Origin of the sequence: Streptomyces sp. NRRL S-1022 (assembly GCF_000720135.1) — a bacterium.
Lineage (GTDB): Bacteria > Actinomycetota > Actinomycetes > Streptomycetales > Streptomycetaceae > Streptomyces.
In genome coordinates this window covers 129,245-149,667 of sequence record NZ_JOIU01000021.1, presented here as the reverse complement: position 1 = coordinate 149,667, position 20,423 = coordinate 129,245, and the positions used below count along the sequence as shown (strand labels likewise).

Here is a 20,423-nt window from a genome sequence, read left to right as displayed (position 1 = left end):
GTGGGGCGCGGTCGTACGGGCCGCGCCGGGGCAGGCGGGGCCGGCTGGGCGGGCCGCGTCCGGCCACGGCGGAGCCGACCCCGCACTGTTAAAGTGGAGGTACCCCTCCACTGTAGCGGAGGTACCCCTCCGCTTCAATCGATTCCCCTCCCGGGAGGCAGCAGTGACGGCCACGCCGTTCCCCGTCGGCGAGATCGTGGCGGCCCGCCGGCCGCACCGTAAGGACGCCGCCCGCAACTACGACGCGCTGCTCGCCGCGGCCCGCGAGGCGTTCGCGGAGCACGGGGCGGACGCCTCGCTGGAGGACATCGCCCGCCGCGCCGGCGTCGGCATCGGCACGCTGTACCGGAACTTCCCGACCCGCCGCGACCTGTTCGAGAGCGTCTACGCCGACGAGGTCAACGCCCTGTGCCGGGCGGCCGTCGAGCTCGCGGACCGGGAGCCGTGGGAGGCGCTGACGGCCTGGCTGAACCGGTTCTCCGGGTACCTGGTCACCAAGCGGGCCGTCCGCGAGGCCCTCGACGGACAGTCGGACATCTTCCAGTCGTGCCGCGACTCCATGTACGCGGCCGGCGGCCCGCTGCTGGAGCGGGCGCAGCGGGCCGGTGCCGCCCGGGCGGACATGGAGTTCGGTGATCTGCTGCGGATGGTCGCCGGGATCACGGCGACGGCTTTCGAGGACGACGCCCAGCGCGACCGGGTCCTGACGATCGCCCTGGACGGCGTCCGCACCATCCGCTGACGGACCCGCCCGGGCCTGTGCGTGACGTCCCGGAAGGCAACGCTGCGCGGGGCCGCCCGGGACCGTACCGACCGGCCCCGCAAGCCGTCCCGCGCACCCGCCCCGCGCACCCGTCCCACGAGCCGCGCCGACCGCCCTCGGGGCTCGGCCCCCGCCGACCGGCCTCGGGCTCGGCCCGCCCCGACCGGTCCCGGCCGAGGGCCCCACCGGCCCTGCCGACGCACCCGGCCTCGCCGGCCGACACCCCCGCATCCCGCGCCGGCCCCAGTCCGCCCGTAGCCGGCCGGGCCGCGGCCGGCAGCGCCCGGCGGCTACTTGATCAGCGCGTTCGCCACCACCACGAACAGGCCCAGCAGCGCGTCGCCCAGTCCCATCAGGACGGCGGTCGGCCAGGTGCGGGCCGACCAGCGGGCGGTGACGAGGCCCAGGGCGAACAGGATGGCGATGTTGAGGGCGAACGCCGCGTACTCGACGCCTTTCGCGGACCACCACCCGAAGCGCGCGCCCGCCAGCAGGAAGACCGTGGGCAGGACGGCCGCGACGAGCGGCCACTCGTTGCGCAGGGCGAGCAGGATGTCCCAGCGGCGGTGCGGGACGCGCTCGGCGATGTAGTGGGCGTAGCCGTGGGCGAGGGCGGAGGCGCACGCGGTCACCAGCACCCAGGCGGCGTCGTAGCCGCGGACCTCGGCGGAGGTGTGCCCGTACTGGGTCAGCGCCGCGACCATCGAGCTGGCGAGGACGGCGCCGTACACGCCGCCGAAGAGGACGATCTCACGCGTGCCGTGGTGCCGGGACGGTGCCGAGCCGACCGCCGTGGAGTCAGCCATGCCCCCACGATCACGCGCGCCGGGCGCTCCCGCCACCGCGCGGCCCGACGAAGTGTCCCGCGACCGTGCCCGATACCGCACACCCTGTCGACGGCGGCGCGGCGCGCCCGCCGACTAGGGTCGGCCGCATGACGCCCAGCTTCGCGCTCAACATCCCCGACGCCGACCTCGAACCCGAGCCCCTGGACCCGGAGCAGATCGTCTCCGGTGATCCGGAGGTCACCGGGAAGGTGGTCTGGGAGTCGGCGGACGGCCGGCAGATCCGCGGGATCTGGCAGATCACCCCGGGCGTGGTCACCGACACCGAGGCGGACGAACTGTTCGTAGTGATCAGCGGGTCGGCGACGATCGAGGTGGCGGACGGGCCGACGCTGACCGTGGGCCCCGGCGACCTGGCGGTGCTCCGCGCGGGCGACCGTACGACCTGGACGGTGCACGAGACCCTGCGCAAGGCGTACGCGATCAGCCTGTGACACCGGCCGCGGGCGGCCCCGTCGTGCCCCGGATCTCCAGCACGGGCACGGCCAGGTGTACGCGCCCCTCCCGCTCCGGCCGTGCGAAGCGGTCCAGCAGACAGCGGGCGGCGCGCCGGCCCACCTCGTGCGGGGAGGCGTCGACGGTGGTCAGCCAGAGGTGCCGCAGCCGGGAGACGCTGGTGTTGTCGTACCCGGCCACCGACAGGTCGTGGGGCACCCGCAGCCCCAGTTCCCCGGCCGCCGACAGCGCGCCCACCGCGGCCATGTCGTTGACGGCGAAGAGCGCCGTGGGCGGTGCCGGGCCCCTCAGCAGGCGTACGGTCCCGCGGTAGCCGCCCTCCTCGGTCAGGTCGCCCGGTTCGACCAGCGGTTCGGCGCCGTGCTCGCGCATCGCCGCCTCGAAGCCCCGCCGGCGCAGCACGCCGACGGCGCCGTGGCCCGCGAGGTGCGCGATCCGGCGGTGGCCGAGCCCGAGCAGGTGCTCGGTGGCGAGCCGGGCGCCCCGCTCGTCGTCGCCGGCGACGACGTCCACGCCCGGCGGCTGCGTCTCGCGCGCGCCCGCGACGACGACCGGCATCCGCCGCGCGAGCGTTTCGAGGCCGCCCGCGTCCGGGACCGTGCCGACCACCACCAGGCCGTCGACGCCCAGGTCCAGGAAGGGTTCGGCGAGGTCGTGGCCGATGCGCCGGCTGAGGCGGGCGTCGGCGAGGAGCATGCTCAGGCCGGCCGCGTGCAGCGGGGAGTTGAGCCCGTCGAGCAGGTCCACGAACCAGGGGTTGCGCAGGTCGTCGAGGAGGACGCCGACGGTGCGGGTGCGCTGCTCGCTCAGGCTGCGGGCCGCCGCGTTCGGCCGGTAGCCCAGCTCGCGCACGGCCCGCAGGACCGCGTCCCGCTTCTCCGGGCGCACCGGGCCGGAGTCGCGCAGCACCAGTGAGACCAGCGACTTCGACACGCCGGCCCGTTCGGCCACGTCGCGGATGGTCGGCGCTCTCATGGCATGGACCGTTCCACGCGGCGTGCCGCGCTGTCAAAGGGTTGACACGCTGTGCATGTCCGAACAAAGGTGGCCTGGATCGTATGTGGACCGGTCCAAACGCGGGAGGCTGTCATGGCGGATGCGCTCGGTGTCGCCGTCGTCGGGTTCGGCTGGATGGGCCGGGTGCACACCCAGGCGTACGCCCGCCTCCCGCACCACTATCCCCGGCTCCCGCTGCGGCCCCGGCTGATCACGGTCGCCGAGGAGGTGCCGGGGCGGGCCGAGGAGGCCGCGGAGCGGTTCGGCTTCGCCTCGGCGACCCGTGACTGGCGGGAGGTGGTGGCCGATCCGCGCGTGCGGGCGGTGAGCGTCACCGCGCCGAACTTCCTGCACCGGGAGATCGGCGTGGCGGTGGCCGAGGCCGGCAAGCACCTGTGGATCGAGAAGCCGGTGGGCCTGACGGCCGGGGACGCCCGCGCGGTCGCCGACGCGGTCGCCGGGGCCGGCGTCCAGGGCGCGGTCGGCTTCAACTACCGCAACGCGCCCGCCGTGGAGGCCGCCCGCGAGCTGATCGTCTCCGGCGGCCTCGGCACGGTCACGCACGTCCGCATCCGCCTCTTCAGCGACTACGCGGCCCACCCGGACAGCGCCCTGACCTGGCGGTACGAGCGTGCGCGGGGCGGCAGCGGAGTGCTCGCCGACCTGGCCTCGCACGGCGCCGACCTGGCCCGGTTCCTGCTCGGCGACATCGCCTCGCTCACCGCGGACACGGCGGTGTTCGTGCCGGAGCGGCCCCGTCCGAGCGGCGCGACGGCCGGCCACGCCCTGGCCTCGGGCGGCGAGCCGGGCCCGGTCGAGAACGAGGACTACGTCGGCTGCCTGCTGCGCTTCGCCTCCGGCGCCCGCGGGGTCCTGGAGGCCTGCCGGGTGTCGGTCGGCGAGCAGAACGGCTACGGCTTCGAGGTGCACGGCACCCGGGGCGCGGTGTTCTGGGACTTCCGCCGGATGAACGAGCTGCGGGTCGGCCGCGGTACGACGTACCAGGACCAGCCGGTGAGCACGGTGTACGTCGGGCCGGGCGCCGGCGAGTTCGCCGCGTTCCAGCCGGGCGCGGCCAACGCGATGGGCTACGACGACCTGAAGGTGATCGAGGCCTACCGCTTCGTCCGCTCCATCGCCGAGGGCACCCCCTACGGCGCCACCCTCGCGGACGCGGTGCACAGCGCGGCCCTGCTGGACGCCATGGCGGAGTCGGCGCAAAGCGGCCGGTGGGTCACCCCGCAGGCATGTTGTACGGGGTGACCACCTGGATCGCCGACGGCAGCACCGGCCCGGCGGGCGGCAGCGCGCCGTGGAAGCGCATCACCCTCCTCGGCGCACGGCGGACAGCCGTACCTCGCGCCGTACGTCGCCGCCAAGGCGGGCCTGGTCGGCCTCACCCGGAACGCGGCGCACGCGCACCGCCGGGACCGGATCCGGATCAACGGCCTGAACATCGGCTGGACCGCGACGGAGGGCGAGGACGCGACCCAGCGCGCCTTCCACGGTGCCGGGGACGACTGGCGCGAACAGGCCGGGGCCCGGCTGCCGATGGGCAGGCTCGGCCGGCCGGACGAGATCGCCGACTTCGTGGGCTTCCTGCTGTCCGAGCGGTCGGGGGTGGTCACCGGGTCGGTGATCGACTGGGACCAGAACGTGCTCGGCGGCCTCGACCAGAACTCCGCACAACCCTAGGAGCAGTACCGCATGCGTATCGGAATCCTCGGCCTCGGCCGCATCGGCGCCTTCCACGCCGAGACCCTCTCCGGCCTCGACGCCGTCGAGTCGCTCGTCGTCGCCGACCCCTTCGCGCAGGCGGCCGAGGCCGCCGCCGAGCGGTTCGGTGCCGAGGTCGCCCACTCGCCCGAGGCCCTGCTGGCGGCCGGCGTGGACGGTCTCGTCGTCGCGGCGGCCACCGACGCCCATCCCGCCCTGATCCTGGCCGGTGTCGAGGCCGGCGTCCCGGTCTTCTGCGAGAAGCCCGTCGCCCGGACGATGGGCGAGGGCGTCGAGGTCCTCAAGGCCGTGCGGGGCAGCGACGTGCCGATCCAGATCGGCTACAACCGGCGCTTCGACGCGGGCTTCGCCGCCGCGCGGGCCGCCGTCCGGTCCGGCGAGCTGGGCGCGCTGCACACGGTGCGGTGCACGACACTGGACCCGGCCCCGCCGCCGGCCGCCTACGTCGCCGCGTCCGGCGGTATCTTCCGCGACTGTTCCGTGCACGACTTCGACATCATCCGCTGGGTGACGGGAGCCGGGGTCACCGAGGTGTACGCGGTGGGCGGCAACCGGGGCGCCGACTACATCAAGGCGGCGGGCGACGCCGACACCACCGGCGCGGTCCTGACCCTGGACGACGGAACCATCGCGGTGGTGTCCAACTCCCGGCACAACAAGCGTGGTTACGACGTGCGCATGGAACTGCACGGCTTCGCCGACTCGCTCGCCGTGGGCCTGGACGACAAGCTGCCGCTGCGCTCGGCCGAGCCCGGCGTGACCTTCCCCGCCGGCACCCCGCACGACTTCTTCATGGACCGCTTCACCGACGCCTACCGCGCCGAACTGACCGCGTTCACCGAGGTCGTGGCCGGCACCCGGCCCTCCCCGTGCACCGTCGAGGACGCCCTGGAGGCCGGCTGGATCGCCGAGGCCTGCACGCTGTCCCTGCACGAACACCGGCCGGTGACACTCGCGGAGGTGCGGCAGGGCTGAGCCGCCCGGCGCCGGGCAGCCGCCCGGCGCCGCCCGGTCCGTTCCGCGTCAGCCGCAGTACCGGATCAGCCACTCGTCGGGGTTGTAGGTGTCGCGCGCCGGGTCCGGCACGGTCGCCGGCCTGGTCTCCACCGTGTCCTCGGGACGTATGCGCTCGGGCAGCGAGCCGAAGCGGTCGCGGCGCAGGACCGCGGCGTCGGCCAGGACCGCGGCGTCGGCCTGGTCCTCGGGCGTGGTGCGGGCTTCCGTACGGTGTGTCATCTCGTCCTCCCGTCCGCGCGGGCGTTCCCCGTTGTCGGTGGAAACGACCGCGTGCCCCCGTTGGTTCCCGGCCCCCCGGTGACCGAATCCCTCGCAACAGCGCAGGAACCGGGCCGCGGTCGTGCACCCCGCGGCCCGGTCGGGTGGGACGGCCGGCCCCTCAGGCCCCGCAGGACCGCAGGAAGCGGCGGGTGCGCACCGCGATCGGCAGCGGCTTGTCCGGCTCGCACGGGTACATGTCCTGCTCGACGATCGCGAACAGCTCCACGCCCAGTTCCTGTGCCGCCTCCAGCACCGGCCCCAGCTCCGGCACCCCGGACGGCGGTTCGCACATCACCCCGCGCCGCACCGCCGGTCCGAACGGCACCCCGCCCGCGACGACCTCGGCGAGGACGTCCGGGTCGACCTGCTTGAGGTGCAGGTACCCGATGCGCTCGCCGTAGGTCTCGATCAGCTTGACGCTGTCCCCGCCGCAGTAGGCGTAGTGCCCGGTGTCCAGGCACAGGTTGACCAGTTCGGAGTCGGTCGAGTCCAGGAAGCGCCCGACGTGCTCCTCGGTGTCGATGTGGGTGTCGGCGTGCGGGTGCACCACGATGTCCAGGCCGTAGGTCTCCTTGACCTCGTGGCCGAGCCGCTCCATGCCCTTGCTCAGGTGCGCCCACTGCCCGGCGGTCAGCTCGGGCGGCTCCAGGATCTCGGCGGTCTTGTCGTCCCGCCAGAAGGAGGGGATGACCACCAGGTGCCGGGCGCCCATCGCCTGGGTGAGCGCGGCGACCCGGCTGACGTGCGCCCAGGTCTCCTCCCAGACGGCGGGGCCGCGGTGCAGGCCGGTGAAGACCGTGCCCGCCGAGACCTTCAGGTTCCGCGCGGCCACCTCGTCGGCGAGCCGTGCCGGGTCGGTGGGCAGGTAGCCGTACGGGCCGAGTTCGATCCAGTCGTAGCCGGCCTCGGAGACCTCGTCGAGGAAGCGTTCCCAGGGCACCTGCTGCGGGTCGTCGGGGAACCAGACGCCCCAGGAGTCGGGGGCCGAGCCGACCCGGATGCGGTCGAGCGGGGTGGGGTGCGCCATGGTCAGGGGGTTCCTTCCGGGGAGGTGGCCGCGGGTGCGCTCAGGTCGCCCTCCTCGGGCAGCTCGTCCACGGCGACGCCGCGCACCTGGGCCAGCTCGTGCTTGAGTGCGGCGAGTTCGGTGCCGCCGGCCATGTGGTGGGTCAGCTCCTCCAGGCCGATCCCGCTGCGTTCGGCGCTCAGTTCGAGGGTGCCGAGGCGCAGGACGCTGAAGTGGTCGCCGACCATGTAGGCGTGGTGGGGGTTGTGGGTGATGAAGATGACGCCGAGGCCGCGGTCGCGGGCGGCGGCGATGTACTTCAGGACCACGCCGGACTGCTTGACGCCGAGGGCGGCCGTCGGCTCGTCCAGGATGAGGACGCGGGCGCCGAAGTAGACGGCACGGGCGATGGCCACGCACTGGCGCTGGCCGCCGGAGAGGGTGCCGATGGGCTGTTCCAGGTCGTCCAGGACGATGCCCATGTTGCGCAGTTCCCGGTCCGCGGTCTGCTTCATGCGGGCGATGTCGAGCCGGCGCAGCGGCCAGGGGCCCTTGGTCATCTCGGAGCCGAGGAAGAAGTTCCGCCACACCGGCATCAGCGGGACGGTGGCCAGGTCCTGGTAGACGGTGGCGATGCCCCGGTCCAGGGCCTCGCGCGGGGTGGAGAAGCGCACCGGGTGTCCGTCGACGAGGAACTCGCCCTCGGTGTGCCGGTGCAGCCCTGAGATGATCTTGATGAGGGTGGACTTGCCGGCGCCGTTGTCGCCGAGCACGCACGTGACCCGGCCGGCGTGGACCGTCAGGTCGACACCGTGCAGGGCGCGGATGTTGCCGTAGGACTTGCCCGCCCCGCGCAGTTCGACGAGGGGGCCCCCGGCGGGGGGCGGCGGGTCCTGGACGGCGGTGCCGTGGGTCGTGTGGTCGGTCATCGCTTCACCTCCGGGTCGCCGTGCGCTGGACCCACAGATTGATCAGGACGGCGCCGAGCAGCATCACGCCGAGGAAGGCCTTGAACCAGTCGGGGTTCCAGCCGGCGTAGACGATGCCCTGCTGCACCATGCCGAACATGAACGCGCCGAAGACCGGCCCGATCGCGGAGCCGTAGCCGCCGGTGAGCAGGCAGCCGCCGATGACGGCCGCGGCGATGTAGATCAGCTCCTGGCCGACGCCCTCGCCGGACTGCACGGTGTTGAACGAGAACAGGTTGTGCATGCCGACGAACCAGGCGCCGAAGCCGACCAGCATGAACAAGGTGATCTTGGTGAACCTCACCGGGACGCCGACCGCGCGGGCGCTCTCCTTGTTGCCGCCGACGGCGAAGATCCAGTTGCCGTACCTGGTGCGCAGCAGCACCCAGGTGGCGAGGGCCGCGAAGACCAGCCACCAGATGACGGTGATCTTCACCTGGACCCCGGCCACGTCGAAGGTGGAGGCGAAGATCTTCTTGGCCTGGCCGAAACCGTCCATGTCGCTGATGTCGTCGGTGGCGACGTTGCCGGTGACCAGCTTGGTGACGGCGAGGTTGGCGCCCTGGAGGATCAGGAAGGTGCCGAGGGTGACCAGGAAGCTGGGCAGCCCGGTCTTCACCACCATCCAGCCGTTGAAGGCGCCGATCCCGAGGGACGCGACCAGGGCGACGACGACGCCGGTCCACACGTTCACGGTCAGCTGGTAGCTGAGCATGCTCGCGGTGAGCGCCGAGGAGATCACGGCGACGCCGGAGGAGAGGTCGAACTCGCCGCCGATCATCAGCAGGGCCACCGGGAGGGCCATGATGCCGATGGTCGAGGACTGGTAGAGGATGTTCGCCATCGAGCTGCCGTCGCGCACCGGCGGCGCCGTGATCAGGAAGAAGACCAGGACGGCGACGGCGCCGAGGAAGACGCCCACCTCGGGCCGGGCCAGCAGCCTGAGGACCGGCGGGCGCCGGGCGGTGCGGCCGTCGGTCTGCTGCGGGCCGGACGCCGGCGGGCCGCCGACGGCCGGCTGAGCCTGCTGGGCCATGCTCATCACCGGGTGCCCTTCGCGGCGAAGGCGGCGACCCTGTCGACGTTGGACTTGTCGACGAAGGCCGGGCCGGTGAGCACCGGCTGCTCACCGCCGCCGCTGTAGTTGCCGTTGTTCCTGTAGAGCCACAGCGAGTCGACCGCCAGGTAGCCCTGGAGGTAGGGCTGCTGGTCGACGGCGAACTCGATGGTGCCGTTCTGCACCGCCTTGACCAGTTCCTTGTTGAGGTCGAAGGTGGCCACCTTCGCCTTGCTGCCGGCGTCGCCCACCGACTGCACCGCGGTCAGCGCGAAGGGGGCGCCGAGGGTGACGACGGTGTCGACGGACTTGTCCTGCTTCAGCTTGGCCGTGACGGTCGACTTCACGGACGGCATGTCGGTGCCGTTCACGTACAGGGTCTCGGTGGTGCCCCGGAACGTCTTCTTCACGCCGTCGCAGCGCTGGGTGAGACCCACGTTGCCCTGTTCCTGGATCACACAGACGATCTTCTTGGCACCGGTGGTGTTCAGCTTCTTGCCGAACGCCTCGCCCGCCACGCTCTCGTCCTGCCCGAAGAACTCCAGCAGGCCGAGCTTCTTCCAGTCACTCAGTCCGGAGTTGAGGCCGACCACCGGTATGCCGGCCTGCCCCGCCTTGCCGATCACGCCCTTCATCGCGTCGGGCTTGGCCAGGGTGACCGCGATGCCGTCGACCTTCTGGTCGATCGCGTTCTGCACGTAGTTGGCCTGGTTGCCCGCGTTGGGGTCGGCGGAGTAGACGAGCTTGACGTTGTCCTTGGCCGCCGCGGCCTCGGCACCCTTGCGGACGGTGTCCCAGAAGGTGTCGCCGGGTGCCTGGTGGGTGACCAGCGCGACGGTCATGCGGGGGGTGTCGGCCTTGCCCGCGGAGGCGTTCGCCGCTTCCTCCTCGGCCTTCTTGCCGCCGGAACCGCTGGAACAGCCGGCGAGGGTGAGGGCTGCCGCAGCGGCAACGGCCACGACGGGGGCCAGTCTGCGGGAGCGGGGGCGAGAAGAGCGGTCCATCTTTCCTGCACCTCACTGTGCTTGCGACGGGGCGAGGGACGCGATTGCGTTGGGACGGGATACAAGCCTCTGCCGGGCCCGCTGTCAATACTTTGTTAAGACATCATTTCACAAGCAGGTCCGAATGTAAGTACAAACACCGACACCCCGCCGGCGCGGGACCCGGCGACCGGGGGGCATGAGCCCAGTACACCGCACTCCGCGGCGAACGGCTTCCAGTCGCTGGTCAGCACCCGAAGCGGAACCGCCCGTCCCGCCTGCGGCGGAACCACCTCTTTCCCACAACCCCTCCGGCCGCCCCCGGCCGCGCCGGCCGCCCGTCCCTGCCGCCGCCAATGGCGCAGGTGACGGTGACGATTACGTTTCGGGCAAGAGACCTCCCGTTGCGACCGGAGCTATTGACGCATGCGCGGACCTGAGGCTGTTATTACGCCCACGATGTTCGGTCGAGTTGGTTTCTGAGCGGTTTCGAAGACCTTTCGGTGACCAACTCACCCCCTTGGCCGAACCCTGCATTCCTCAGGAGCCGCCATGCGCCTCTCCCCCTCCGGTCTGTCCCTCCCCGGCCCCAGCCGCCGTTCCCTGCTCCGCTCAGCGGGCGGTGCCGCCCTGCTCGCCGGAGCCGGCATACCCCTGCTGTCCGCCTGCGGCGGCAGCGGTTCCGGCTCGGACCCGAAGACCGTCACCGTCGGCTCCAACCAGTCCGACGCCGTGCCGAAGAAGGCCTACGGGGACATCTACGCGGCCTTCACCCGGCAGTCCGGCCTCAAGGTCGACGTGAACACCAAGGACCACAACACCTTCCAGGAGCAGATCAACTCGTATCTGCAGGGCACCCCGGACGACGTGTTCAACTGGTTCGCCGGCTACCGCATGCAGTTCTTCGCGGCGAAGGGCCTCGCCAGCCCGATCGACGACGTGTGGGAGAAGATCGGGGGCAACTTCCCCGAGGCGATGAAGAAACTCAGCAAGGGCGCGGACGGCAAGTACTACTTCGTGCCGCTGACCACCTACCCCTGGGCCGTCTTCTACCGCAGAAGCGTCTTCCGGCAGCACGGCTACGACGTCCCCACCACCTGGGACGACCTGGTCGCCCTGTGCAAGCGGATGAAGAAGGACGGCCTGGTCCCGATCGCCTTCGGCGACAAGGACGCCTGGCCGGCGATGGGCACCTTCGACCAGATCAACTTCCGCCTCAACGGCTACGACTTCCACGTCCAGCTGATGGCCGGCAAGGCCTCCTGGACCGACGCCAAGGTCAAGGCCGTCTTCGACCACTGGGCCGAGCTGCTCCCCTACCACCAGGACGGCTTCATGGGCCGTACCTGGCAGGACGCCGCGCAGACGCTGGTGGCGAAGAAGGCCGGCATGTACCTTCTCGGCTCCTTCGTGGCACAGCAGTTCACCGACAAGGCCGACCTGGACGACCTCGACTTCTTCCCCTTCCCGGAGATCGATCCCGCGTACGGCCAGGACACCGTCGAGGCGCCCACCGACGGCTTCATGGTCTCCAAGTCGCCGAAGAACCACGCCGGTGTGGTGAAACTGCTGGAGTTCCTCGGCACCCCGCAGGCCGAGGAGATCTACCTCAAGAGCGACCCGAGCGTGGTGGCCGCCTCCGACAAGGCCTCCACCTCGTCGTACTCGGCGCTGCAGAAGAAGGCCTTCGAGATGATCTCCGGCGCCAAGAGCCTCACCCAGTTCATGGACCGCGACTCCCGGCCCGACTTCACCTCCACGGTGATGCAGCCCGGCCTGCAGAAGTTCCTGCAGAACCCCAAGGGCGTGGACGACCTGCTGTCGTCCGTCGAACGCCAGAAGAAGACGATCTTCGCTTCCTCGTGAGCGGCCCGATGACCACCGACACGACGACGAAGACCCCGCAGCCGGCCGCGGTGCCTGCTCCGGGGGCCGCGCCCGGGAAGAAGCGGGTCGTGCGGGGCCACCGGCGCCTGCTGACCCGCCGTGACCGGTTCACGCTCGCCCTGATGGCGGGCGTGCCGACCGTCCTGCACGTGATCCTCGTCTGGGTCAGCGCCCTCGCCTCGATCCTCCTCGCCTTCACCACGTGGGACGGCATCGGGTTCGACTCGATCAAGTGGGTCGGCCTGGACAACTTCCGGCAACTGTTCACCGACAACCCGCAGTTCTGGCCGGCCGTCCAGCACAACATGGTCTGGTTCGTCGTACTGATTCTGGTCCCGACGCCGTTCGGCCTGTTCCTCGCCGTACAGCTGGACAAGAAGATCCGTTTCACCCGGGTCTACCAGACCGCGTTCTTCCTGCCGGTCGTCATCTCCATGGCCTGCATCGGGTTCGTCTGGCAGCTGATCTACAACCCGGACACGGGCCTGATCAACAGCGTCATCGGCGCCAACAGGCCGGGCCACTACATCGACTGGATCGGCGACCCGCACCTCAACCTGTGGGCCGTCCTGATCGCCGCGTCCTGGCGGCACACCGGCTACATGATGATCCTGTACCTGGCCGGTCTGAAGAGCGTCGACCCCTCGCTCCGCGAAGCCTCCGCGCTGGACGGCGCGGGCGAGTGGCAGACGTTCAAGAACGTCATCTTCCCGACCCTGCGCCCCACCAACACGGTCGTCCTCGTCGTCACCATCATCGAGGCACTGCGCGCCTTCGACCTGGTCTTCGTCTTCAACAAGGGCGCCCAGGGCACCGAGTTGCTGTCGATCCTGGTCACCAACAACATCATCGGCGAGTCCAGCCGCATCGGGTACGGCTCCGCCATCGCCGTCGTCCTGCTGGTGATCTCCCTCGCCGTCATCATCCCCTATCTGATCGCCACCTTCCGGAAGGAGCGGCGCGCATGAGCGGCACCACTCTCCCGCTGAAGCGGCGCGCCCCGGTCCGCCCCGCCCGCGTCCTGTTGCACGTCTTCCTCGCGGGCACCGCGCTGGCCTGGCTCGCCCCGCTGCTGTGGGCGGTCTTCTCGGCGCTGCGCCCCTACGGCGAGACCAGCGCCAAGGGTTACGTGTCCTGGCCGGACAAGCTGAGCCTGGACAACTTCGTCCACGCGTACCAGCAGTCCGACATGATGCACTACTTCGGGAACACGCTGCTCATCGCGGTGCCGGCGGTGCTGCTGACGCTGTTCTTGTCCTCCTGCGTCGCGTTCTACGTCGCCCGGTTCGACTTCCGGGTCAACCTCGCGCTGCTGCTGGTGTTCACGGCCGGCAACCTGCTGCCGCAGCAGGTCATCATCACCCCGCTGTACCGGCTGTACCTGCTCACGGACCTGCCGGGCATCACCGCGAGCGGCAAGCTGTACGACTCCGCGCTGGGCCTGGTCCTGATCCACGTGGCGTTCCAGTCCGGGTTCTGCGCGTTCGTGCTGAGCAACTACATGCGCTCGCTGCCGCACGAGCTGACCGAGGCCGCGCTGGTCGACGGCGCCTCGGTGTGGCGGCTGTACTGGCAGATCACGCTGCCGCTGTGCAAGCCGGCGATGGCCGCCCTGGCGACCCTGCTGTCCATCTGGATCTACAACGACTTCTTCTGGGCGCTGGTGCTGATCTCCACCGGTGAGAACATGCCGGTCACCTCGGCGCTGAACAACCTCTCCGGGCAGTACTTCACCGACCCCAACCTGGTCGCCGCCGGCTCCCTGCTGACCGCGATCCCCACCCTGGTCGTGTACTTCGTCCTCCAGCGCCAGTTCGTCAGCGGCCTGACCCTGGGCTCCAACAAGGGCTGAGGCGCCCGCACCGGAAAGAGAACCACGTGAAGCGCACCCTGTCCGTCCCCGGCCTCGCGTACGGCGGCGACTACAACCCCGAGCAGTGGCCCGAGGAGGTGTGGGCCGAGGACGTACGCCTGATGCGCGAGGCCGGGGTGAACCTGGTCAGCGTCGGCATCTTCTCCTGGGCGCTGCTGGAGCCGGCCGAGGGCGTGTACGACTTCTCGCGCCTGGACGACATCCTGGACCTGCTGCACGACAACGGCATCGCCGCCGACCTCGCCACGCCCACGGCGGCGCCGCCGGCCTGGTTCTTCCGGGCCCACCCCGGGGCGCTGCCGGTGGACGGGGACGGCCGCCGGCTCTCCTACGGCAGCCGCCAGACGTTCTGCCCGTCCTCGCCCGCCTACCGCAGGGCCGCGCTGCGCATCGCGGGCGCGCTCGCCGAGCGGTACGCGGACCACCCGGCGGTCCGCATGTGGCACGTCCACAACGAGTACGGCTGCCACAACGCGGCCTGCTACTGCGACACCAGCGCGGCGGCCTTCCGGCGCTGGCTGCGCGACCGGTACGGCGACGACCTGGCGGCCCTCAACGCCGCCTGGGGCACCGCCTTCTGGTCCCAGTGGTACCACGATTGGGAGGAGATCCTGCCGCCGCGCGCCACCGGTGCCGTACCCAACCCGACGCACCGGCTGGACTGGCGGCGCTTCTGCTCCGACGAACTGCTCTCGCTGTACCGGGCGGAGCGGGACCTGCTGCGCACGGCGGCCCCGTCCCTGCCCGCCACCACCAACTTCATGGTGAACTTCAGCTTCGAGGCGCTGGACTACTGGCGCTGGGCGCCCGAGCCGGACATCGTCTCCAACGACCACTACCTGCGGTCCACGGACCCCGAGTCGCAGATCGACGTCGCGCTGAGCGGCGACCTGGTGCGCTCGCTCGCGGGCGGCCCGTGGCTGCTGATGGAGCACTCCACCGGCGCCGTCAACTGGCAGCCCGTCAACCGGGCCAAGGATCCGGGGCAGTTGCGCCGCAACGCGCTCGCGCACGTGGCGCGCGGCGCCGACGGCATCGCGTTCTTCCAGTGGCGCCAGTCCAGGGCGGGCGCCGAGCAGTGGCACTCCGCGATGGTGCCGCACGCCGGGACGGACAGCCGGATCTGGCAGGACGTGGTACGGCTCGGAGCCGACCTGAAGGCGCTGGCGGAGGTGCGCGGCAGCACCACCCCCGCCGAGGTGGCGGTCGTCTGGGACTGGAACGCCGCCTGGGCCCTGGAACTGCCCGCCCAGCCGAGCGGCGCGCTGCGCCACCTGGACCTGGTCCGGGCGTGGTACGAGCCGCTGTGGCGCGCGGGCGTCGCGGTGGACTTCGTACGGCCCGACGCGGACCTGTCCGCGTACCGCCTGGTGCTCGCGCCGAGCCTCTACCTCGTCGACGACACCGGCGCGGCGAACCTGGCCGCGTTCACCGAGCGGGGCGGCACGCTCGCCGTGGGCTTCCACAGCGGCGCCGTGGACGAGAACTGCCATGTGCGGCTGGGCGGTTACCCGGGGGCGTTCCGGGACGTGCTGGGGGTCCGCTCCGACGAACCGTTCCCGCTGCTGCCGGACGCGCCGGTCGCCCTGCACGGCGCGGTGCCGCAGGGCGCCACGGGCACGCTGTGGTCGGAGCGGCTGCGGCCGGCGGGCGCCGAGGCGGTCGCCTCGTTCGCCGACGGCCCGCTGGCGGGTGTCCCGGCGGTGACCCGGCACGGCTACGGCGCCGGTGCCGCCTGGTACCTGGCGACGCTGCCCGACCCGCACACGCTGGCCGCCCTGCTGGACCGCGTCCGCACCGAGGCGGGGGCGGAGCCGGTGCGCTCCGCGCCGCCCGGGGTGGAGGTGGTCCGCCGGCGGGGCCCGGAGGCGGACTACCTCTTCGTCATCGACCACACCGGCCGGGGGGCGTCGGTGCCGGTCGCGCGGAACGCCACGGAGCTGCTCACCGGCAAGGAGACGCCCGGCTCGGTCACCGTGGCCCCCGGCGGCGTGGCGGTGGTACGGGAGCCGCGCGGCCGGTGAACCGCGGGTCGGGGTGCCGGGGCGGGTGCGCAAGCGCTGGCCTTCCGTGCGCGGGGCTGGTAGCACGGGGGTGTTCCGCCCGGACCGCACGCGAAGTCACCGAACGTGAGACCGGCATCCCGGAGGTTTCCTGTGCTGCGAGCGATGCTCACGGCGGGCGCGGCCGTCGCCGCGCTGCTGGCCCCCGCCACCGCCCACGCCGAGGAGACCGGGCGGGACGTCCCCCGGCTCACCGACCGGCACGGGCGGGTACTCACCCTGCACGGCTGGAACATCGAGGACAAGGTGCACCGGGGGGACGCGGCCCTGACCGCCATCACCGAACGCCACCTGCGCGACCTGCGGGCCCACGGCTTCGACTTCGCCCGGCTGCTGGTCTTCTGGGACGACCTGGAGCCGAGGCCGGGACAGTACAGCCGCGGTTACCTCCGCAAGATCGAGCGCGTCCTGGACTGGGCGCAGCGCCATGACGTGAAGGTCGTCCTCGACGCCCACCAGGACGTCTTCGGGCCCGCGTTCGGCCACCGCGGCATACCCGAGTGGGCGACCCGCACCGACGGCCTGCCGTTCACCGCGCACCCCGACGACTGGTTCGCCGAGTACTTCGAGCCCGCCGTGCAGCGCGCCTTCACCCACCTGTACGAGGACACGGACCTGCGGCGTGCCCAGGCCGCGATGTGGCACACCCTCGCCGCCCGCTTCGCCCGTCACCCGGCCGTGCTCGGCTACGACCTGATCAACGAACCGATGGGCGAGCGGCGACCGGACGAGGACCTTCCGACGGCCGCGCGCCGCGTCGAACGCGAGCAGCTCACCCCGATGTACAACCGCCTCGCGAGCGCCGTCCGTCCGGCCGACCGGGACGCCTGGCTGTTCGTCGAGCCGACCCCGGTCGTGGGCGAGGGCGTACCGACCGGCCTCGGCCGCGTGGACGATCCGCGGGTCGTGTACGCGCCGCACTTCTACGACACCGCCATGGAGGCGGGCGCCGACTACGATCCCGGGGCCGGCTGGATCGAGGCGTACGAGCGGGCCGTCACCGAGTACCCCCGGCGCTACCGGGTCCCGGTGGTCGTCGGCGAGTGGGGGCCGCCGGACAGCACGCTGCCGCACATGGACGCCTTCTACCGTGACGCCCTGGCCTCCCTTGGCCGTTACGCCTCCGGCTGGGCGGGCTACGTGTGGTGCTACGGCGGCGGGTACTGCGCGGTGGACGGCACCGGCGCGTTCCGCCCCCGCAAGGAGCTGACCGCCGAGCCGTACGCACAGGCCGTGGCGGGCACGGTCCGCTCCGCCGGCTACGACCCCGGGACGGGCGTCTACCGGCTGGCCTACCGCGCGTCTTCCCACGGCTCCCGGACGACGGTGCTCTCCCTGCCGCCGGGCACCTGGCGCCTCACGGCCACCGGCGGGGCACGCATCCTGCGCGGTCCTGCGGGCCGGGCCCGCGTACTGGCCGCCCCGGGCAGCGAGGTGACGGTCACCGCGGAGCGCGGCCGGCCGTGCCGAGGTCCGCCGTCCGCCCGCCCTCCACGTGCCGGCCGGTGGTCAGCTTCCGGGCGTCAGCAGGACCTTGCCCCGGGCGCCACCCGCTTCGAGGAGGGCGTGGGCCTTCGGTGCCTCTTCGAAGGGGAGGACACGGGCGACGCGCAGCGTCAGCTTTCCGGCTTCCACGTGGCGGGCCAGGGTGTCCAGCATGGTGCCGTCGGTCCGGACGCCGTAGATCTCCACGTCGACGGACCGCTCGGCCTCCGGTACCGCGAAGGGCGTGAGGGAGATGTAGCGTCCCGCGTCGCGCACCGCCGCGATCGTCTCCGGGCGGCCTGCCGCGTCGATGACGGCGTCGTACGATCCGGGCGGAGGGGTGTCCGCGTCCGAGTAGACCTCGGCCGCTCCGAGCTCCGTCACCGTGTGCCCGTCGGACGCGCGGGCCAGGGCCGCCGGCCGCCAGCCGCGCAGGGCAGCCAGCTGGACGAGATGACCGCCGACCGCGCCCGCCGCCCCGGCCACCAGGAGGCGGCCCGGGAACTCGGCCGGCAGCCGGCCGAGGGCCTGCTCGGCGGTGAGGGCGGCCAGCGGCATGGCCGCGGCGTCCTCCAGCGGGACGTTCTCGGGGGCGTGTGCCGCGAGGCTCTCCTCCAGGACGAGGTACTCGGCGGTCACCCCGGCTCCGTCGGCGAACGGCGAGCGGGCGGCGATCACCCGGTCCCCCTCCCGGAAGCGCGTGGTGCCCGGGCCGGCCTCGACCACGGTGCCCGAGGCGTCCCAGCCGACGACGGCCGGCAGGACCGGGGACGGTATGTCGCCGCGGCGCACCGCCAGGTCGACCGGGTTCACGGCGGCCGCCGCCACCCGGACCAGGACCTCGCCCGGACCGGGCCGGGGAACGTCCAGTTCGGCCACGGTGAGGACCTCGGGAGGCCCGTAGCGGTCGATGACCACTGCTTTCACGAGGACTCCTTGCGAGGCCGTCCGAGCCAGCGCATGGCCGGCTTCTCCACACCGACGAACAGCAGCCATGCCGCACCGAGCGTCAGCAGCATCTGCGCGAGCAGCACACCGACGCCCGCGGCGGTCCCGAAGTAGCGTTCCGGGCCGAGGACGTCGCGGAACACGTTCAGCAGGATGAGGTGGACCATGTAGAAGGCGAAGGACACCTCACCCAGCCAGACCATCGGCCGGCTGCGCAGCACGGAGGGCCGTCCCGCGGTGTCCGTGAGGGCGACCGCGGGGATCAGCAGGGCCATGGGGACGACGAAGACCGCGTCGAGGGCGTAGAGCCACGGGATGTGGAGGGACAGGGCGTACGCCGCCACACAGGCGAGCGCGGCGGGCAGGGCCCGGACGGGGAACCTGCGGCCGGTCAGGACGATGCGGGCCATCAGCATGCCGAGCACGAAGTCCAGCGCGCGCACCGGCGGGAGCATGTACACGCTCCAGTACTGCCAGACGGACGCCGGGGAGCCCTCGGGCATCGGCGGGTTACCGGGCAGCAGCAGATACGCCAGCGCCGGTACGGCGATCACCGCGCCCGCGGTTCCTGCGGCCCAGCGCCACAGGTGTGCGGCCGGGATCCGCTTGATCCAGCGCAGGAACAGCGGGAAGCACAGGTAGAAGAAGAGCTCGCAGGCGAGGGACCAGCTGGGCGGGTTCACACCGAGGAAGACCGTGAACTCGGGGATCCAGGCGTGGACGAGGGCGAGGTTGGGAACTGCCTGCCACCACTGGGTGGTGGATCCGGAGAGCAGTGCCAGGGCCAGGACCCAGGTCACGAGGTGGTTGGGGTAGATCTTGAAGAACCGGCGGCGCCAGAAGTGCCGTGGCCGGTCTCCCTCCCGGGCCGACCAGGTCAGCACGAAGCCGCTCAGGATGAAGAAGAAGCTCACTCCGGCCCAGCCGGCGTTGCTGAACAGGTGCCGGTAGCCATCGGCGACGTCGGGTGAGGAGAAGGGGTTCAGGGCGGGCAGGGCGAGTGAGGAGTGGTAGCAGAAGACCAGCACGGCGGCGATGAAGCGCAGCCCGGTCAGCGAGGGGAGCCGGCCGTGTACGGCCCGCTGCCGCGGTCGGGGGCCGCGCCCCGTGGCTGTCGCATTGGATTCGGCGGATATGGACAAGGGGTCTCTCCGGAGGAAGACGGGATATGGGCCGGCCTGGGCGGCCGGAGGGGCCGGGTGGGGCCGCTCCAGCCGCACAGGCGGGCTGCCGGCCGGGGTCAGTCCCGGTCGAGGAACTCGGTGACGAGCTGGACCAGTTCGGCGGTCTTCTCGAAGACGACCATGTGGCCGCTCTCCAGCTCGGCGTACTCGCTGCCCTCGATGGCCTGGTGGATCTCGCGGGAGTGCTCCACGGGGATGAGCTGGTCCCGGGTGGAGCCGACGACGAGTGTGCGGGCGCCGATGGCGGGCAGGAGGGCGCTGATGTCCACCCGGTGGTCCAGCTCGATCTGGCGCAGTGTTCCGATCTCCGCCGTGATGCCGGCCACGGTGGCCTTGACCCCGTCGCTGCCGAAACCGGCGAGGAAGGGCGGCGAGAAGATCAGCAGCGCGCTGTACGCGGCGAAGGCTTCCGCGTCGATGTCCGGCAGCCGCCGCCACAGATCGACGGCGAGCTGCTGGCGCGGATCGTCGTTGCGGGCCCAGCCGTTGATGACGACGAGACGGCGGACCATCTCGGGGTACTTGGCCGCGGCGGCCGCGGAGACGACCGCGCCGAGCGAGAACCCGACGATGTCGAAGGGCTGGTCGGTCACTGCCCGGGCGGCGCCGATCACCTGGTCGACCAGCTCGTCCAGGCTCAGGTCGTCGGCGTGCAGAGGCGTCTTGCCGCTGCCCGAGTAGTCGGGCGTGATGACGGTGTGGCGCTCGGTGAAGTGCTCGCGCAGATGACCCCAGTTGGTCTCGCCGTCGGCGGCCGTGCCGTGCACGAACAGCAGTCCGGGCCCGTTGCCCTGGGCGGTGTAGTGGACGGGGGTGCCGTTGACGTCGATCGTGGGCACGGGAATCTCCTCACTTGCGGGTGACAGGGGGAACTCGGGGCCGGCCACGGAAGGG

Annotated in this window: 18 protein-coding genes and 2 pseudogenes; 10 read left to right on the top strand and 10 right to left on the bottom strand. The window is 71.9% G+C overall.

What is annotated here, in order from left to right; translation table 11 throughout:
• Window positions 1–163: 163 nt before the first annotated feature.
• A complete protein-coding gene (locus IG05_RS0128695) occupies window positions 164–742 on the top strand; it encodes a TetR/AcrR family transcriptional regulator (RefSeq protein ID WP_030346926.1) in 579 nt (192 codons plus the stop codon).
• A 311-nt stretch (window positions 743–1,053) separates the two neighbouring features.
• Here the strand turns inward: IG05_RS0128695 and IG05_RS0128690 are convergent, their stop codons facing one another.
• Window positions 1,054–1,569, bottom strand: coding sequence for a hypothetical protein (locus IG05_RS0128690; protein ID WP_030346925.1), 516 nt, complete (start codon window positions 1,567–1,569; stop codon window positions 1,054–1,056).
• A 128-nt stretch (window positions 1,570–1,697) separates the two neighbouring features.
• Between IG05_RS0128690 and IG05_RS0128685 the strand changes: the two genes are divergently transcribed.
• A complete protein-coding gene (locus IG05_RS0128685; RefSeq protein WP_030346924.1) occupies window positions 1,698–2,042 on the top strand; it encodes a cupin domain-containing protein in 345 nt (114 codons plus the stop codon).
• On the opposite strand, the gene IG05_RS0128680 is transcribed toward IG05_RS0128685, so the two are convergent.
• On the bottom strand, window positions 2,032–3,039 hold the full coding sequence (locus tag IG05_RS0128680; RefSeq protein WP_030346923.1) for a LacI family DNA-binding transcriptional regulator: 1,008 nt from the start codon (window positions 3,037–3,039) through the stop codon (window positions 2,032–2,034). The genes IG05_RS0128685 and IG05_RS0128680 overlap by 11 nt on opposite strands.
• A gap of 114 nt (window positions 3,040–3,153) precedes the next feature.
• On the opposite strand from IG05_RS0128680, the gene IG05_RS0128675 reads away from it, so the two are divergent.
• The 3 genes and pseudogenes from IG05_RS0128675 (at window position 3,154) to IG05_RS0128665 (ending at window position 5,772) form a co-directional block, all read left to right on the top strand.
• Window positions 3,154–4,323, top strand: coding sequence for a Gfo/Idh/MocA family protein (locus tag IG05_RS0128675; protein WP_030346922.1), 1,170 nt, complete (start codon window positions 3,154–3,156; stop codon window positions 4,321–4,323).
• Between the two features lie 66 nt (window positions 4,324–4,389).
• A pseudogene (locus IG05_RS0128670) lies at window positions 4,390–4,755 on the top strand (SDR family oxidoreductase); the annotation flags it as partial.
• Window positions 4,756–4,767: 12 nt separating this feature from the next.
• Window positions 4,768–5,772: a Gfo/Idh/MocA family oxidoreductase gene (locus tag IG05_RS0128665; protein ID WP_030346920.1), complete on the top strand. Its 1,005-nt coding sequence runs from the start codon at window positions 4,768–4,770 to the stop codon at window positions 5,770–5,772.
• Between the two features lie 48 nt (window positions 5,773–5,820).
• Here IG05_RS0128665 and IG05_RS0128660 read toward each other — a convergent pair whose 3' ends face one another.
• The 5 genes from IG05_RS0128660 to IG05_RS0128640 form a co-directional block, all read right to left on the bottom strand.
• Window positions 5,821–6,033, bottom strand: a complete 213-nt coding sequence (locus IG05_RS0128660) for a hypothetical protein (protein ID WP_030346919.1) — start codon at window positions 6,031–6,033, stop codon at window positions 5,821–5,823.
• A 160-nt stretch (window positions 6,034–6,193) separates the two neighbouring features.
• A complete protein-coding gene (locus IG05_RS0128655; protein WP_030346918.1) occupies window positions 6,194–7,102 on the bottom strand; it encodes a sugar phosphate isomerase/epimerase family protein in 909 nt (302 codons plus the stop codon).
• Window positions 7,103–7,104: 2 nt separating this feature from the next.
• Window positions 7,105–8,010 carry an ATP-binding cassette domain-containing protein gene (locus IG05_RS0128650; RefSeq protein ID WP_030346917.1) on the bottom strand — a complete coding sequence of 302 codons (906 nt, stop codon included), beginning with the start codon at window positions 8,008–8,010 and terminating at the stop codon, window positions 7,105–7,107.
• A gap of 4 nt (window positions 8,011–8,014) precedes the next feature.
• Entirely contained in the window at window positions 8,015–9,091 is a 1,077-nt protein-coding gene (locus tag IG05_RS0128645; RefSeq protein ID WP_030346916.1) for an ABC transporter permease, read from the bottom strand.
• Entirely contained in the window at window positions 9,091–10,110 is a 1,020-nt protein-coding gene (locus tag IG05_RS0128640) for a sugar ABC transporter substrate-binding protein (RefSeq protein WP_030346915.1), read from the bottom strand. The genes IG05_RS0128645 and IG05_RS0128640 overlap by 1 nt, the downstream gene beginning before the upstream one ends.
• 531 nt (window positions 10,111–10,641) lie before the next feature.
• Between IG05_RS0128640 and IG05_RS0128635 the strand changes: the two genes are divergently transcribed.
• From IG05_RS0128635 to IG05_RS45795, 5 genes and pseudogenes are all read left to right on the top strand, one after another.
• On the top strand, window positions 10,642–11,955 hold the full coding sequence (locus IG05_RS0128635) for an ABC transporter substrate-binding protein (protein WP_030346914.1): 1,314 nt from the start codon (window positions 10,642–10,644) through the stop codon (window positions 11,953–11,955).
• An 8-nt stretch (window positions 11,956–11,963) separates the two neighbouring features.
• Window positions 11,964–12,944: a carbohydrate ABC transporter permease gene (locus IG05_RS0128630; RefSeq protein ID WP_030346913.1), complete on the top strand. Its 981-nt coding sequence runs from the start codon at window positions 11,964–11,966 to the stop codon at window positions 12,942–12,944.
• A complete protein-coding gene (locus tag IG05_RS0128625) occupies window positions 12,941–13,828 on the top strand; it encodes a carbohydrate ABC transporter permease (protein WP_030346912.1) in 888 nt (295 codons plus the stop codon). Before IG05_RS0128630 ends, IG05_RS0128625 begins: the two co-directional genes overlap by 4 nt.
• Window positions 13,829–13,854: 26 nt before the next feature.
• The gene (locus IG05_RS0128620) at window positions 13,855–15,873 is read left to right on the top strand and encodes a beta-galactosidase (protein WP_030346911.1); all 2,019 of its coding nucleotides are present in this window, start codon (window positions 13,855–13,857) and stop codon (window positions 15,871–15,873) included.
• Between the two features lie 144 nt (window positions 15,874–16,017).
• Window positions 16,018–17,370: pseudogene (locus IG05_RS45795) on the top strand (cellulase family glycosylhydrolase); the annotation flags it as partial.
• Window positions 17,371–17,421: 51 nt separating this feature from the next.
• Here IG05_RS45795 and IG05_RS50670 read toward each other — a convergent pair.
• The 3 genes from IG05_RS50670 to IG05_RS0128600 form a co-directional block, all read right to left on the bottom strand.
• Entirely contained in the window at window positions 17,422–18,393 is a 972-nt protein-coding gene (locus tag IG05_RS50670) for an NADP-dependent oxidoreductase (RefSeq protein ID WP_420707633.1), read from the bottom strand.
• A complete protein-coding gene (locus IG05_RS0128605) occupies window positions 18,321–19,487 on the bottom strand; it encodes an acyltransferase family protein (protein WP_030346908.1) in 1,167 nt (388 codons plus the stop codon). Before IG05_RS0128605 ends, IG05_RS50670 begins: the two co-directional genes overlap by 73 nt.
• Window positions 19,488–19,585: 98 nt before the next feature.
• Entirely contained in the window at window positions 19,586–20,368 is a 783-nt protein-coding gene (locus IG05_RS0128600; RefSeq protein WP_030346907.1) for an alpha/beta fold hydrolase, read from the bottom strand.
• Window positions 20,369–20,423: the final 55 nt, after the last annotated feature.